General features: G+C 62.1%; 14 protein-coding genes. All 14 read right to left on the bottom strand.

All coding sequences use genetic code 11. From position 1 onward, the window contains the following. Positions 1-139 precede the first annotated feature (139 nt). A complete protein-coding gene (locus ACYZUA_RS14650) occupies positions 140-3,238 on the bottom strand; it encodes an error-prone DNA polymerase (protein WP_461963823.1) in 3,099 nt (1,032 codons plus the stop codon). Next, entirely contained in the window at positions 3,214-4,629 is a 1,416-nt protein-coding gene (locus ACYZUA_RS14645; protein ID WP_461963821.1) for a Y-family DNA polymerase, read from the bottom strand. The genes ACYZUA_RS14650 and ACYZUA_RS14645 overlap by 25 nt, the downstream gene beginning before the upstream one ends. A 7-nt stretch (positions 4,630-4,636) precedes the next feature. After that, the gene (gene imuA, locus ACYZUA_RS14640; protein ID WP_461963819.1) at positions 4,637-5,254 is read right to left on the bottom strand and encodes a translesion DNA synthesis-associated protein ImuA; all 618 of its coding nucleotides are present in this window, start codon (positions 5,252-5,254) and stop codon (positions 4,637-4,639) included. Next, positions 5,254-5,871 (bottom strand): transcriptional repressor LexA, encoded by a 618-nt coding sequence (lexA, locus tag ACYZUA_RS14635; RefSeq protein WP_461963817.1) that lies wholly within the window; start codon positions 5,869-5,871, stop codon positions 5,254-5,256. The genes imuA and lexA overlap by 1 nt, the downstream gene beginning before the upstream one ends. 175 nt (positions 5,872-6,046) lie before the next feature. Beyond that, positions 6,047-6,334, bottom strand: a complete 288-nt coding sequence (locus ACYZUA_RS14630; RefSeq protein WP_461963815.1) for a DUF971 domain-containing protein — start codon at positions 6,332-6,334, stop codon at positions 6,047-6,049. Then, positions 6,331-7,293, bottom strand: coding sequence for a HEAT repeat domain-containing protein (locus tag ACYZUA_RS14625; protein ID WP_461963813.1), 963 nt, complete (start codon positions 7,291-7,293; stop codon positions 6,331-6,333). The genes ACYZUA_RS14630 and ACYZUA_RS14625 overlap by 4 nt, the downstream gene beginning before the upstream one ends. Then, positions 7,290-8,138, bottom strand: coding sequence for an ABC transporter ATP-binding protein (locus ACYZUA_RS14620; protein WP_461963810.1), 849 nt, complete (start codon positions 8,136-8,138; stop codon positions 7,290-7,292). Before ACYZUA_RS14620 ends, ACYZUA_RS14625 begins: the two co-directional genes overlap by 4 nt. After that, a complete protein-coding gene (locus tag ACYZUA_RS14615) occupies positions 8,138-8,920 on the bottom strand; it encodes an ABC transporter permease (protein ID WP_461963808.1) in 783 nt (260 codons plus the stop codon). The genes ACYZUA_RS14620 and ACYZUA_RS14615 overlap by 1 nt, the downstream gene beginning before the upstream one ends. Positions 8,921-9,144: 224 nt before the next feature. Next, positions 9,145-10,551 (bottom strand): ABC transporter substrate-binding protein, encoded by a 1,407-nt coding sequence (locus tag ACYZUA_RS14610; protein WP_461963806.1) that lies wholly within the window; start codon positions 10,549-10,551, stop codon positions 9,145-9,147. A gap of 249 nt (positions 10,552-10,800) precedes the next feature. Beyond that, positions 10,801-11,046 carry a 4Fe-4S dicluster domain-containing protein gene (locus ACYZUA_RS14605; protein ID WP_007946457.1) on the bottom strand — a complete coding sequence of 82 codons (246 nt, stop codon included), beginning with the start codon at positions 11,044-11,046 and terminating at the stop codon, positions 10,801-10,803. Between the two features lie 25 nt (positions 11,047-11,071). After that, positions 11,072-12,802: a fumarate reductase/succinate dehydrogenase flavoprotein subunit gene (locus ACYZUA_RS14600; RefSeq protein ID WP_223432528.1), complete on the bottom strand. Its 1,731-nt coding sequence runs from the start codon at positions 12,800-12,802 to the stop codon at positions 11,072-11,074. An 11-nt stretch (positions 12,803-12,813) separates the two neighbouring features. Next, a complete protein-coding gene (locus ACYZUA_RS14595; protein WP_461963803.1) occupies positions 12,814-13,566 on the bottom strand; it encodes a GntR family transcriptional regulator in 753 nt (250 codons plus the stop codon). 278 nt (positions 13,567-13,844) lie between these two features. Continuing rightward, positions 13,845-14,810 carry a Gfo/Idh/MocA family protein gene (locus ACYZUA_RS14590; RefSeq protein ID WP_461963801.1) on the bottom strand — a complete coding sequence of 322 codons (966 nt, stop codon included), beginning with the start codon at positions 14,808-14,810 and terminating at the stop codon, positions 13,845-13,847. A gap of 16 nt (positions 14,811-14,826) precedes the next feature. After that, on the bottom strand, positions 14,827-15,714 hold the full coding sequence (locus ACYZUA_RS14585; RefSeq protein WP_461963799.1) for a Dyp-type peroxidase: 888 nt from the start codon (positions 15,712-15,714) through the stop codon (positions 14,827-14,829). Positions 15,715-15,863 lie beyond the last annotated feature (149 nt).

Here is a 15,863-nt window from a genome sequence, read left to right as displayed (position 1 = left end):
CAGCCACTGCGGGTTGCAGCGGCGAAAAAGCGAGGGGAAATCAAATCGACAATCGACGTGTGGGACGTCGGCGGCCGGCATTATGCCAAAGTGCCACTATCGAAGACAGTATTAAATGTGGGGGGGGGGGGGTTAATGGTCAACGGAAATCCCGGCTGCGCACACTGATGCCGTCGAGCAATGGGCTCAGATCGCTCAACCGTCCGGCAATCAAATGCCGCACCTCGCCTTCCTTTTCCCAACGCCCGTCGACCTTGAGCAATTGCGAGCCCACCAACACCTGGCGCTGCCGGTCGGCCAGATCGCGCCAGACGATGACGTTGACGTTGCCGAACTCATCTTCAAGGGTGACAAAGGTCACACCACTGGCGGTGCCCGGGCGTTGTCGACCGGTCACCAGCCCGGCGACACTGACCGGTCGCCCATGCTCGACCTCCAGCAGTTCCTTCGAACTGCGGCAGCGCCGGGCTTTCAATTCACCCCGCAACAACGCCAGCGGATGCGGACCGAGCGTGGTGCCGACACTGTTGTAATCGGCTAGCAGGTCCTCGCCGACGGTAGGTTTGGGCAAACACACCGCGCCCTCCTCCTGACTCGGCAGACCGGCAAACAAGCCAAGCTGTTTCTGCACCCCCGCCACTTCCCAGCGCGCCCGATGACGGTCGCCGGCCAAGCCACGCAGCGCACCGGCATCGGCCAATTGTTCCTGGGCGCGAGCATCGAGTCGCGCCCGTTCGCCGAGGTCGGCAATGTCGATAAACGCCCTCTTCGACCGTGCGGCTTCGATGCGCCGGGCATCGTCCTCGCGAAAGCCCTTGATCATCCGCAAACCCATACGAATCGCCGGCTGGGCACCGGTGATCGGCTCCAGGCTGCAATCCCAGTCACTGGCGCGCACGTCCACCGGGCGAATCTGCAAATGATGTCGGCGCGCGTCCTGCAGAATCTGGTCCGGGCTATAGAAACCCATGGGCCAGCTGTTGATCAGCGCACAGGCGAAGGCCGCCGGCTCGTGGCATTTCAACCAGCAACTGGCATAGGTCAGCAAGGCGAAACTGGCGGCGTGAGACTCGGGAAAACCGTAGCTGCCGAAACCTTTGATCTGCTCGAAGATCTGCGCGGAAAATTCGGCCGTGTAGCCGTTTTTCTTCATCCCGGCGGCCAGGCGATCCTTGTGCGGTTCCAGTCCGCCGTGGCGTTTCCAGGCAGCCATGGAGCGGCGCAACTGATCGGCCTCGCCGGGGCTGTAGTCGGCGGCGACAATCGCAATTTGCATCACTTGCTCCTGGAACAGCGGCACGCCCAGCGTGCGCTTGAGCACGGTTTCCAGTGCCGGGGACGGATAGATCTCGGGTTCTTCCTTGTTTCGGCGGCGCAGGTACGGATGTACCATCCCGCCCTGAATCGGCCCCGGACGGACGATCGCCACTTCAATCACCAGATCGTAGAAATTCACCGGTTTGAGCCTCGGCAGCATCGACATCTGCGCCCGGGACTCGATCTGGAACACACCGATGGTGTCCGCACGGCCAATCATTTCGTAGGTGGGCGCATCTTCGGACGGGATCGTCGCCAGGCTCAGGTCCCGATGGCGATGACGGCGCAACAGATCGAAACAGCGGCGGATCGCACTGAGCATGCCCAACGCCAGGATATCCACCTTGAGCAGCCCGACGGCATCGAGGTCGTCCTTGTCCCACTGGATGATGGTGCGCTCGGCCATGGCGGCGTTTTCCACCGGGACCAGGCTGTCCAGAGGCTGCTCGGAAATCACGAAACCGCCGGGGTGCTGGGACAGGTGCCGGGGGAAACCGATCAGTTGCCCCGTCAGGCTCAGCACCCGGCGCAGCACCGGGCTCTCGGGATCGAACCCGCCTTCAAGCAGGCGTTCCACGGGCGGTGTTTCATCACTCCAGTGGCCACAGCAATCGGCCAGGGCGTTGATCTGATCCGGCGGCAAACCCAAGGCCTTGGCCACATCACGCACCGCGCCGGCCGCGTGATACGTGCTGACCACCGCCGTCAGCGCCGCGCGGCGCCGGCCATAACGCTGGAACACGTACTGCAGGACTTCTTCGCGACGCTCATGCTCGAAATCGACGTCGATGTCCGGCGGTTCGTTGCGTTCCTTGGAGAGAAAGCGCTCGAACAACAGCGTGGTACGATCCGGATCGATTTCCGTGATGCCCAAGGCAAAGCACACCGCCGAGTTGGCCGCCGAACCACGGCCCTGACACAGGATTTTCTGCTCACGGGCGAATCGCACGATGTCGTGAACCGTCAGGAAATAGCTTTCGTAGCCCAGTTCGGCGATCAGCTCCAGTTCCTTGTCGATCTGCGTCAGCACCTGGGTCTGCGGGCCTTTTGGCCAGCGCCACGCGATGCCCTCTTCGGTCAAATGCCGCAGCCAGGATGTGGCTGTCTGGCCTTCCGGCACCAACTCCCGGGGATATTGATAACGCAACTGACCGAGATCAAAAGTACAGCGCCGGGCGATGTTCAGCGTTTCGTCGAGCAGTGTTTGCGGGTAGATCGATTGCAGAGCCTCGAGACTGCGCACATGCCGCTCGCCATTGGGATGAAGACGCAACCCGGCCTCCGCCACCGGCAGGTGATGACGGATCGCGGTCATGGTGTCCTGCAAGGCGCGCCGCCCACGAGCGTGCATATGCACATCGCCGCTGGCCACCGCCGGAATCCGCAATTCCCTCGCCAGGGCCAGCAGTGCGCCCAGTCGCCGGGCATCGTCCTGGCCGCGATGCAACTGGACAGTCAGCCACAGGCGTTCGGCGAAGGTCTGTTTCAGCCAGTGGCCCTGTTCGAAGTCATCGACCGCGTCCGGCACCCACAACGCCAACAACCCCGGCAAGGGTTCGCTGAAGTCTTCCCGTAGCACTTGATACTGGCCTTTCTGCGTGCGGCGCCGCGCTCGGGTAATCAGTCGGCACAGGGTCTGGTAACCCTCGAGGTTTTCCACCAGCAACACCAGTTTCGGACCGTTCTCGATGCGCACTTCGCTGCCGATAATCAGCGGCAGCTCCACGGATTTGGCCGCTTGCCAGGCGCGGACGATACCCGCCAGGGTGCATTCATCGGTGATCGCCAAGGCCTGATAGCCCTGCTTTTTCGCCCGCTGAAAGAGTTCGAGGGCACTGGAAGCACCGCGCTGGAAACTGAAGTTCGACAGGCAGTGCAACTCGGCATAGTCGATGCTCATGCGAACCAGCCCTGCAGCCACAACGGGCCGTCCTCACCGACCGCGCGATAGGCCCAGCCCTGCTGGCCGGAACGGGTTTCGATCAGGAAGTAATCGCGGCGCACATCGTCGCCGTCCCACCAACCGGACTCGATGCGTTCCGGGCCCATCAGGATGCGCGTCGAGCCTTCGTGTACCGCCAACGGTTCAGTCAGCAGCCAGCCGGGACGTTGCACCGCAGGCAGCCCTGCACAGCGCTGACTGTCGACACTGGCCTGCCACGCGCATTCCGGCCGGTGATCGGCCTGGAACCGCAAGCCCTGCACCGCGTCATCCCCCAACCGCGCGCGCAAGCGTTCGCGCAATTGCTCCCAGGGCAAGGACTGCTGCGGGCGGTCGTCGAACAGTTCCTGGCGCTGGGGAACGAAGGCCGGCAAATCTTCGGCGCGCAGGCGAAAACCGCGCACCGGGGCCTCGACCTGAACCTGCTCCAATCGGCCCCGGGCCAGTTCAAAGAGCATCGCCGGATCACGTTCGGCGCTGAGCAGGCCGACCTTGATGACGGTGTCCGGCAAGCCGGCGTGTTCCAGGTGCAGGTCGAAACGCTGCACGCCACTGTCCCGACCGCACAGAAACGCCGACAGGTCACCAGTCAGCCGGCGTAACGGAAACAGCAGCGCCTGATGGGACTGCACGTCAAAGTTGAGCTCGATGCGCACATCGAACCGGTCCGGCGGCAGGTAGAACGCCAACGCCAGCCGCCGTAACCCGAGCAAGGCGTCCAGATGCTTGAGCACCTGGGCCTCGAAACGCCGGGCCAGACTATGGCGAGGCAACGCCTGAACCTGACTCAAGGTGCGCAGCCCCATGCGCGACAACGCGGTGGCAACGCTGGTTTCCAGCCCGATCCGGTCGATGGGCAACTGCCCAAGATGATGCTGCAAGGCTTGATCGTCGGGCACCACCAGACCGTCATAAGCGTTGGCCAGCACTCGCGCTGCCACCGGGTTGGGCGCAGCAACAATCCGATGGCGGAACCCCAACTCGCCGAGTTCGGCGCGCAATCGCGCTTCGAGCTGCGGCCAGTCCCCGAACAACCCCAGGCTGGACTCGATTTCAAACACCACCGCTCGCGGGTAATGCACGCTGACTTGTGAACTGAATCGATAAGCCCAGGCGGCCAGAAACTGCTGCCAGTGCTCGATCTCGGCAGCGTCGTATTCAGCCGTGACAAAACCCTTGCTCAAGGCCTGGGCGGCGGTCATCGACTGGCCCGGACGCAAGCCCAGCGCCCGGGCCGAAGCGTTGACCGCTTGCAACACCCGGCGCTGGGCCGGGCCGGTCAGCAGCGCCAGCGGCTCATCGGGATCGGCGCGCTGACGCAGTACCGCGTCAAGCGCCAATTGAGGGAAAAGAATGCAGACCCAGCGCATGGCAACCTCAATGTCCCACAGGGAAGGCAATCGGCGCCGAACGCGCCAACCCGCCCCGGCACTTGAGCACGCGCAATTGCGCAGGCCTGGCATCGATGGCGATGCGCAATGCTGCTGGCGAAGGGTTGATCGCCTCATTGAGCGAGCGGTAGGCAAACGCCAGGGTCGAGCCGGTTTCCGCCGCCACCTGCAAGCGCCGCAACGCCCGGTCATCGGCCTTGTGCGGCCAGCACAGCACTGCGCCGCAACTGCCCGAACGCAGGCATTGTTCCGCTGCCCACAAGGCATCGCGCTCGCTGGCCTGGATGATCGACAACTGACGCAGATCGACCCCGGCGTTCTGCCAGGCCTGGGGATAGGGCACGTAAGGCGGGGCCACCAGCACGATGCGCTCGCCCGCCGCGGACAACCGCGCCAGTGCCGGCCACACCAGTTGCAACTCGCCAACCCCCTGCCCGGCCAAAAGGATTTCGGTCAGCGCCGCTTCCGGCCAGCCACCGGTGGGCAACGCCGCATCCAGCGCGGCATGCCCGGTGGGTTGCGGGCTGACGGCTGGTGGCGCAGGCCGGCCCTTCCAGACCTGGCCGCCATTGAACAGCGTATCCAGCGCAACGACGGCGCCCATCACCCTTGCCTCACCAGACCGCAGAACACCCCTTCGATGGCCAGGTCCTGACTGGCTTCGACGATGATCGGCTGATAGGCCGGATTGCGTGGCAGCAATCGGACGACTTCGCCGACCCGTTCGAAACGTTTGATGGTGACTTCGCCGTCGAGTCGCGCGACGACGATCTGGCCGTTGACCGCCTCGGGATTGCGGTGCACGCCCACCAGATCGCCGTCGAGAATGCCGTCCTCGATCATCGAGTCGCCCTGCACCCGCAGCATGTAATCCGGCACCCGCGAGAAGATCGACGGATCGAGCAGCAAGCGGCTGTGAACCTCGGCATCGGCACCGATCGGCGCACCCGCCGCCACCCGACCGAGTACCGGAATGTCCAGCAACTCGGGCCGCGCCAATTGCCCGAGCAAACGAATGCCCCGTGCCTGATGTGGATTGACCTCGATGAAACCGGCCTCGGTCAGCGCCAGCACATGCTTGCGCGCCACGCTACGGGAGGCGAAACCGAACGCCTCGCTGATTTCAGCGAGGCTCGGGGACTGACCATACTCGGCGATTCGATCGCGGATAAAGGTCAGGATGGCGGTACGGCGGGGAGTTAAAGTCGTCATGGAGTACATTTGTACTCTTTTGGCTTTTTTCTGGCAACAACCGCCAGTCAGCTCAAGTGCCAGTAATCCTTATGAGAACTACTGCCCCTGTGGGAGCGAGCCTGCTCGCGATAGCGGACTGACATTCAACATTGATGTTGACTGTTATGACGCCATCGCGAGCAGGCTCGCTCCCACAGGGATTTCAGTCGTTTTCGGGAACGAGTTGTGCCAGGTAGGGCCAGGGGTAGATCCCGCGCTCATGGCCGTCGCTGAAGATCAGTTGCAGGCCGTAGCCCTGTTGGTTGAATTCAATCACACGAATGCGCTCATCGATTTTCACCCTCACCCCCTGCAACCGAAACGCCCGGCATTGCGAGCACGGGCATTGGCGGCGCAACTCAGCGTGGTCCAGCAACTGTTCGCGACCATCCGGCCAGTTCAACCGCAGCTGCTGTTTACCTTTGGAATTGTCAATCGCCACCGGGTTCATTGCAGCTGACTCAAGGCGATGCGCACGGCTTTGCGCACTTCCGGGTCGCCGTCGTCTTGCGCGGCCTGCAAGGGTGCGATGGCGCCCCGGTCGTTCAACTCTCCGAGCGCCAGCGCAGCTTCCTTGCGCAGGTTGCTGATGCGGTGGCCGAGGGTTTCGATCAACGCTTCAAGGGCCGGGACGTAACGCAAACGACCGAGGCTGCGGGTGGCGCGCAGGCGTACTTGCCAGTAATCGTCACTCAGGGCTTCGACCAGGGCTGAACCAGCGTCGACGTGACCGACCTTGCCCAGCGTCGTGGCGGCTTCTTCGCGCACTTGCCAGGCTTCGTCCTGCAAGGCGTGGCGCAGCGCCGGCAGCACGTGGGCGTCGGAGGCCAGGCCCAGGGCACCGGTGGCGGCGCGGCGGACTTCGGTGTCCGGGTCGTCACTGGCCAATCGGGCAAGCGCCGGCAAGGCATCGAGCTGCTTGAGCCATCCGAGTACACCAACGGCTTCGCGGCGGACACTGGCGTCTTCGTCGGACAATGCCTCTAAAGCGGCAGCGGCGGCATCGGGAAAGCGCAACTCACGCAAGGCTCTGAATGCGGCGATGCGCACGCTGATGTCGGCATGTCCGGTCCACGGCAGAATCACCCTGCCCGCCGCCTCGGTCTTGAGCAGGCTAAGGCTTTGCGCGGCGGCCGCTTGCACGGCTTGGGAAGGATCGGTCAGCGCCTGACACAGCGCTTCGACCACAGGTGTGTCCTCCCAGGCTTCGAGCAAGCGTGCGGCTTCGGCGCGGACTTCTTCGGTCGGGTCTTGCGCCAGGCGATTGACCAGCCACAGCAGACCGTCCGGTTCTTCAAGGTCGGCCAGTTCGATCAGGGCAATTCTGCGCACGCCGGGGTCGTCATCGGTCAAGCGCGGTTGCAGGGCGAGAATGTCGTCGTTATCGGTTACATCGAATAGAGAGGTCATAGGGCAAATCGCGGCAGTTTGTTTTCAAGGGGAAGTCCGAGAGGGTTCAGGCGCGGTAACTGCCGACCGTCTTCGTGACGCAGCAACTCGAGGCAATGACGCTTCAAGCGGGAGAACTCGTGGCTGGTGACCCGTTCGGTGGAGCGTGGCCGTGGGAAATCGAGGCGCAGGTCTTCGATGATCCGCCCCGGGCGCGAACTCATGACCAGCAGCCGATCGGCGAGAAACAGCGCTTCATCGATGTCATGGGTGACGAACACCACGGTGGTGCGAATTCGCGTCCAGATGTCCAGCAGCAGCTCCTGCATGTTCAACCGGGTCAGCGCATCGAGGGCGCCGAAGGGTTCGTCCATCAGCAACAGGCGCGGGCGGTTGATCAGCACCCGGGCGATTTCTACCCGTTGCTGCATGCCGCCGGAGAGTTGGTCAGGCCAGCGCTCGGCAAACCCTTCGAGGCCCACCAGGGCAAGGATTTCGTCGGCAGCCTGGTGCCGTTCGACTTTGCCGATGCCACGCATTTTCAGGCCGAAAGCCACGTTGTCGCGCACGGTGCGCCAAGGGAACAGCGTGTGGTGCTGGAACACCATGCCGCGCTGCGGCGATGGGCCCGAGACCGGCGCACCGTCGACTTTCAGGGTGCCGGTTCGCGGTTGCAGGTGACCGGCCAGGGCACCGAGCAGGGTCGATTTGCCGCAACCGGACGGCCCGAGGATGCACACGAATTGCCCCGGTTCGATCTGGCAATCCAGACCTTGCACGGCTTCGAAGGCTTGCTTGTGCTCGCCGAGGACAATGGACAGTTGGCGGATATCGATCCGTCCTTCAGGGGTTTGCATCACACTCATCAGGCTTTTCCTCGTGGTCGATGCCAAGGCGTGAACAGCCCGCCCAGACGTTTGATCAGCAGGCTGCTGCCCATCCCCAGTACGCCGATCAGCAACATGCCGACCACGATGTCGGCGTAGTTCTGGATGGTGTAGGACTCCCAGGTGTAATAGCCGATGCCGTACTGGCCGGAGATCATTTCGGCGGTCACCAGGCAGAACCATGAGGTGCCCATGCCGATCGCCAGGCCGGTGATGATGCTCGGCGCGGCGCCCGGCAGAATCACCTCCAACAGAATCGCCCGGCGCCCTGCCCCGAGGCTTTTCGCCGAGGCGATCAGCCGAGGGTCGACGCCTTCGACGCCGTGCACGGTGTTGAGCAGAATCGGGAACAGTGCGCCGGTGAACGTGATGAAGACCATCGACAGTTCCGAGGATGGGAACATCAGGATCGCCAGTGGGATCCAGGCGACGGCGGGGATCGGACGCAGGACTTCCAGCGGTGGCAGCAGCAGGTCTTCAGCCCATTTCGAGCGACCGATGGCCAAGCCCAAAGCGATGCCGATGAGCAGCGCCGCGAGGTAACCGGCGAAGACTCGGCTGAGGCTGCTGCCGAGGTGTTGCGCGAGCTTGCCGGAGTCGCCGAGGCCGAGGGCGGCTTCTATGACCGCCAGAGGTGTCGGGACGTTGGCGAAGGTGACCAGGCCGAGGTTCCAGTGGTGGCTGGCGGCGAGTTGCCAGAATAGGAGGCAGAGCAGTAAGGAGGCTGCTCTTGGGATCCAGCGAGTTAGTGATTTGGGCATGTCGGGTTCCAGTTGTAGATGGTGTCGGACGGCAGCCCCCCCTCACCCTAACCCTCTCCCCGGAGGGGCGAGGGGACTGACCGAGTTGTTCTTTCGAGTTACATCGACCTGAAATATCGAGTCGAACTCAGATTCTGAAAATCATGGAGATCGGCCCCCTTTCCCCCTCTCCCCTATGGGGAGAGGGTTGGGGTGAGGGGTGGCTTTGGACTCCCCCCCACAACTCAGCGAGTGGCGACGGCTTGAGTCGTAGCGTCGGTAAAGTCAAACACCTTCCCACCCTGAGCCGTAGCAAATTGCTGAGCCTGCCCCTTCAGCAAAAACGCACTCAGCCGCCCTTTCGCATCACTGGCAAACCACGCCTGATCCGCCAGCAACTTGATCCCGCTGTCACTCGCCTGGGCATACACCGCGCGGATGTTTTTGCCTTCCTGCTTCAGGCTGGCCAACGCGGTAAACGCCGACTCCGCCGAGGCGTACTGCCGAACCTTCGGCTCGCCACGCACCCAGATCTCGGCCACATGGCTGAAATCGGTAATCGCTTTGCCGCTCAACGCATCCACCGCTTTAAGCGGCGTCTGCCCGTAGTTGGCCAATTGCGCGGTGTAATCCAGCTTCGAGGCCTTGAACGCAGCGCGGATGTATTGGTCGTCGATGAAGGTATTGAGATCGAGACCTCGATCAGCCTTCTTCAACAGCTTCAGGGTGTCGATGGCAGTCCCGACGGCCTGACGGTATTCCGGCTTCCAGCTGAGGTCGCGGGTTTGCACGCCCAGCGGACCGTGGAACAGGTAATTGACCTCGGCATCGACGCCAGTAACCTTGGCGATCAGCTCGCTGTATTTCTCCGGCTCAGCCGCGAGCAACTGGTTAGCTTCGATGCTTGCCCGCAGGTAAGCCACGACGATTTCCGGGTACTTTTTCGCATAGGCCTGATCCACCAGAGCTCCGTGGAAGGTCGGCGCATTGGCCTGGGCGCCGTCATAGATCTTGCGAGCGAAACCACGGCTGGGGAACAGTTCGGCGAACGGCACGAAGTCAGCGTGGGCGTCGATCTTCCCGGCCTGCAACGCAGAGCCGGCAACTTCCGGCGGTTGGGCGATAATGTTCACGTCTTTCAGCGGGTCCCAGCCCTGGGCCGCGACCGCCCGCAGCAACATGCCATGCGCCGTCGAGGCGAACGGCACGGAAATGGTCTTGCCCTTGAGCTCCGCCAGCGACTGCACGCTCGAGGCACTCGGCACCACGATGCCGTTGCCACTGCCCTTGATGCTGCCCGACAGCACGCTGATAAACACGCTGTGCTTGCCCGCGGTTTCGAACGCTACACCGTTGAACGAACCGGGAAAATCGGCCATGGCGCCGAAGTCGAGTTTGCCGGCGACCATCTCGTTGGTCAGGGGCGCACCGCTGGTGAAGTTCTTCCACTCCACCTCGTACCTGGCGTCTTTGTAGGGGCCGTCGTGGGGCAGGTATTTGTCCAGCAGGCCCAGCTCGCGAATCAACAGACCGCCGGCGGCGCAGTTGATCGTGGTGTCCTGGGTGCCGATGGCAATGCGGATGGTCTCGGCCGACGCCGACAAGGAGAATGAAGCCAGTACCAGACCGGCGAAAGCTGCACGCAATAACATAGATGTATCCCCTCGAATCATTTTTAGGATGTTCGTCTCCGCCACGATCAGGGCGCGGTGGGAAACGAGGGGTGTTTGAATCAGGCGTCCGGTGGTTGCCGGATGGCTTTTTTGTTGTCTGTGGCGGCCTCATCGCGAGCAGGCTCGCTCCCACAGGTTTATCGGTGTATTCAGGACTTTCGGCTGGCTTCGATCCACTGTGGGAGCGAGCCGGCTCCGGGCGGCGTTCCGACGATGGCGTCCTGTCAGTCAGCGCAATAAATAGGGAATTTCGACCTTCACCGCCCCGGTCGGGCAGTCTTTTTCACACGGCATGCAGTACCAGCATTCGTCGAACGCCATGTAGGCCTTTTGCGTGGCCGGGTTGATCGCCAGCAGGTCCATCGGGCAAACGTCGACGCACACGGTGCAGCCTTTGTGGGCAATGCAAAGGTCCTCATCGACCGTGACGGGCGCGTTGGAGCGGAAGAATATTTCCTGGGGTTGATAGGCCATTTCGCGGTCTCTCTTGTTGTGAGGCTCAGGCAGCAAACGCACCGACCCGCAGCCGGTCGTAGGCCTGCATTTCATCGGCATCCAGCGGGATGATGTAAGGCTCGACAGCTTTCTTGAAACTGCTCATCACGCCGTTTTCATCCTTCTTCAGATGGCAATGGCAGAACCAGTCGCTGTCGTTGCGTTGCGGGTGGTCGACCCGATAGTGGTAAAGCCCCCAGCGACTTTCCGCGCGGAACAGCGAAGCGCGGGCGGCCATTTCGGCACAGTCGCGGATCATGCTGACTTCCATGGCGCGCATCAGTTCGTGGGCATTGTGGGCCTTGATCTGATCGAGATCGCGTTGGATATCGCTGAAGCGTTGAAGGCCGATTTGCATCTTCTTGGTCACTTTCGGCGGTTGCAGATAGTCGTTCACAAAACGTCGCAGCTTGTACTCGACCTGAGCCGGCGGCAGTCCGTGTTCGCGGTCCAGCGGCGCGTAGACCCGGGCCTTTTCCGTTTCGATCTGCTGGGCATCGACCGCTGAAAACTCTCGTCCGGCGACAAAATCCGCCGCGTTGGTGCCGGCGAACCAGCCGTAGGTGAATGCGCCGAGCATGTAGTTGTGCGGCACCGCGGCCATGTCACCCGCCGAGTACAAACCCTTGACCGAGGTCTCGGCCTTCTCGTTGACCCACACGCCAGAGGCCGAATGCCCGCTGCAAAAGCCGATTTCCGAGATGTGCATTTCGACCATTTGCGTGCGGTAGTCGGTGCCGCGATTGGCATGAAACTGACCGCGACTCGGGCGTTCGTTGCTGTGCAGGATCTCTTCGATGTTCTGGATGGTTTCCTCGGCCAGGTGATCGAGTTTGAGGAACACCGGGCCGTTGCCGCTTTCGAGTTCCTGGTGGAACTCCCACATCATCTGGCCGCTCCAGTAATCGCATTCGATGAAGCGTTCGCCCTTGTTGTTCGCGGTGTAGCCGCCCAACGGGCCGGTGACGTAGGCGCAGGCCGGACCGTTGTAATCCTTGATCAGCGGGTTGATCTGGAAGCATTCCAGGTTCGCCAGCTCTGCCCCGGCGTGATACGCCATGGCGTAACCGTCGCCAGCATTGGTGGGGTTTTCGTAGGTGCCCATCAGGTAACCCGAGGACGGCAAACCCAGGCGCCCGGCAGCGCCGCAACAGAGGATTACGGCTTTGGCCTTGATCACGTGAAAGTCGGCGGTGCGGCAATCGAAGCCCATCACACCGTTGACTGCGCCCTCTTCGTCCGTCAGCAAACGCGTGCAGACCAGCCGATTGGTGATGCTCACCCGCGCCCGTTTCAATTGGCGATACAGCACTTTTTTGATGTCATGCCCTTCCGGCATCGGCAGCACGTAGGCGCCCATGTGGTGGACCTTTTTCACCGCGTAGTCGCCGGTCTCGTCCTTCTCGAACTTCACGCCCCAGCGGTCCAGTTGCTCGATGGTTTCGAAGCTGTGGGTCGCGTAGGCATACACCGCCGCCTGATTGACGATGCCGTCGTTGGCGATGGTGATTTCCTTGGTGTACTGCTCGGGCGTCGAGTGACCGGGAATGATCGCGTTGTTCAGGCCGTCCATGCCCATGCTGATCGCCCCGCTGCGTTTGACGTTGGCCTTGTCGATCAGCAGCACGCGCAAATCGCGGTTGCGTTCCTTGGCCTTGATCGCCGCCATCGGTCCAGCGGTGCCGCCGCCGATCACGACGATGTCGTATTCCTGTTCGAGCGTCTTTCTAGTCATTGAGCCGTGAGTCATGCCTGCGCCCCTCTCTGCCGGTCGATCCGCAGACGGTACTGGAAGGCATCGCCGCGGTAGTAAAGGTGTTCGAAGTCCACGGGTTGGCCGCTGGCGTCGTGGGTCAGGCGCTCGATGCGCATGATCGGTGAGCCGGGTTCGACGTTCAGCGCCTGGGTCAGGTCGCTGTCGGCCAGCACCGCGTCGATGGCCAGATCTGCGTGACCGAGGGTCAGGCCGCAGTCGTTTTCCAGGATCAGGAAAATATCGCGAGTGACCAGATCAGCCTTCTCCAGACGCTCGCCGATGGCTTTGGGCAGGTAGGTGATCTCGAGGGAAATCGGCTCGCGGTTGATTAGCCGCACGCGTTTGATCTGCGCCACCGTCTCGCCTTCGGCGACGTGCAAGCGCTCGGCAACAAGTTTGTCGGCGGGAATGAATTTGAAGCTGCGCAGGCGGTTGATCACCTCGTAGCCGCGACCAGTCATCGACTCGGCGAGGCCTTGCAGGGTGCTGACGTTCTGGAAGGTTTTTGGCTTGGCGACGAAGGTGCCTTTGCCGTGGATCTTGAAGATCAGCCCTTCTTTCTGCAGATCCCCCAGGGCCTGGCGCACGGTGATGCGGCTGACTTTGAACAGCGCGCCGAGTTCGCTTTCGGAAGGCATCTGGCTGTCTTGCGGGTATTCGCCGTCGAGGATGCGGGCGCGCAGCACATCCCGAAGTTGGGTGTGCAGCGGAACGCTACTGAGGGAGAGAACGTTATCGGTCATGGAAGATCACTTGTCATAACGAGTTATGACGTGATCTTAAAGTTCTAATGACAGGCTTGAGAAATACTGTTTGAGCATAAGGTTAGATTCGCCGAACGACCGCGGACTTTGTAGCAGCTGCGTCGTGGCGAGGGGATTTATCCCCGTTCGGCGGCGAAGCCGTCGTGAAATCAGGCAACTCGGTGTGTCAGTACAACCTCGCATTCAGGGGTTACGACGGCTTCGCCGCCGAACGGGGATAAATCCCCTCGCCACAACGCAGCTGCTACAGAACTACGTTAGCGCTTGAGGATCTGGTCCATCACCCAATCGGTTTTCAATGCCTGCTCGGCCACGGCCGGATGCTGTGCTTCACCCCGAATGTGCGCGTTCATGCCCAGTACGTGATGCCACTGTATGTGCTCATGATTCTCGATGTGCAGGCTGAGGCTTTCATCGGCTTCTAGCTGAACCGGATGCTCATCGAATACGGAAAAGTTGATCCGGCCTGTGCTGCCGATCAGCTCGACCCGATCCTCTCGACGATCCGCAACGAAATTCCAGCAGCCCATACCCAGGGCGCCCGAAGCAAATCGCCAACTGGCGCTGACGGCATCCTCGGCGGCATACAAACCGGCCTGCCGAGCCGTAAACCCGGCGACTTCGACGATGTCGCCAAGCAGGTACTGGAACAGGTCGAGGCCATGGCTGGCCAGGTCAGCGAAATAACCACCGCCAGCAATGGCCGGGTCGGTGCGCCAGTTATCTGTACCGCCAAGATCGGTCGGCGATGGCGCTTTGGTCAGGGTCCAGGTCAGGTGCCGGACCTCGCCGATCCGCCCTTCCTCCAGCCACTGCCGCACCTGCTGGAAGCGCGGCAGCGAGCGTCGGTAGTAGGAAACAAACAGGTGCAGCCCGGCATCGGCAAAGACCTTTTGCATCTCACGGCTTTGCCCGGCATTCAACGACATCGGTTTTTCGACGCAGCAATGTTTGCCAGCGGCCGCTACCTTCAAGGCGTAAGTGTGATGACTGTCAGGCGGCGTGGCTATGTACACCGCGTCGACCTCGGGATCATTGATCAGCGCGTCGACATCGGTGTAGACCCGAGCGATGCCGTGGCGCGCGGCGTAATCGGTCACCGCTTCCAGACGCCGCCCCATCACCGCCACCAGCGCCGAGCCGGGCGCCTTGTAGAAGGCCGGCCCGCTCTTGCGTTCAGCGACGCTGCCACACCCGATCATGCCCCAGCGCACCACACTCATAGTCACTCCTTGATAGTTAGCCGACGCGCAGTGCGCGCAGGTCCAGATGACCGTCCTTGAGCGGCGGGCACCAGTAGTAGCCGCCAGTGATCGGCCGGCTGATGCGGTACAAACCGTCGGTGATGCCGTCTTCCAGACCGCTCATGCGGCGTAGTTGAGCTTCAAAGGCGTCGAGGGAAAAACCGAAGGCCAGGAACATCAGGCCGGCGCGATCGCCTTCGATCCACGGCATGGAACGGCGCACCACGAAGGCCTCGGGGGCGAAGCTTTCCTGGGCGGTGCGTTTGACGTGAGCGGAAATCGGCGCGTCGTCGATCTCTTCGTTGTCGCTCAAACGACGGCCCATTATGTTGTCCTTCTCATGGGACGGCTTCCCGTGGAAGCCTTTCAGGTCATGCTGCCACTGCTGGATCGCAGCGAAACTGCCGCCGACCATTCCGTCAGCGCCGTCACTCACCAGTGCGGCGGCGATGGCGGCTTCGTCGTGAGGGTTTTCGGTGCCGTCTTCGTAACCGGTCAGGTCGTGGCCGGTAAGGTGGCGGAAGGTTTCGTTCATCTGCACCAGGCGCAGGGCCGGGGCCAACGCCGCTTCGATGGCGTTGCTGCGATTGAGCAATTCGCCACGGTCGACGCCGTGCAACCAACACCAGAGCGCGTGCTGGGTCGACGGGTTGTCGACGCCGACACCGGTCAACGCTGGAAAGGTGCGCAGGCCTTCGATTTGCCCCTTGAGGGCCTTGACCAGGGAGTCACCGAAACCGATCACTGCCGACTTACCGTCCACCAGTCCCTTGAGATTCTCCAGAGCGGCCGGCAGTGCGGCGGCGGATTCGAGTGCGAAGAACATATGACGGGCTTGAGGCGGAACTGGGGTGGCGAGAATGCCCGGCTGGTAGTAACTCATATGAACTCCTTCAGAAAGAGCGCGAAGTTTAACCGGAGGATCGTTACTTGTGTGTTTTCAGGGCAAAAGGTCGCAGCCCCGCACCGAACGCAGCCTCGCAGGCTCGGCAGCTGCTACGACGATCCGCAAAGTCGAGCCAAAAAAATCAT

The organism is Pseudomonas sp. LS2P72 (genome assembly GCF_054897865.1).
This window is presented reverse-complemented; position numbering and strand designations above follow the sequence as displayed.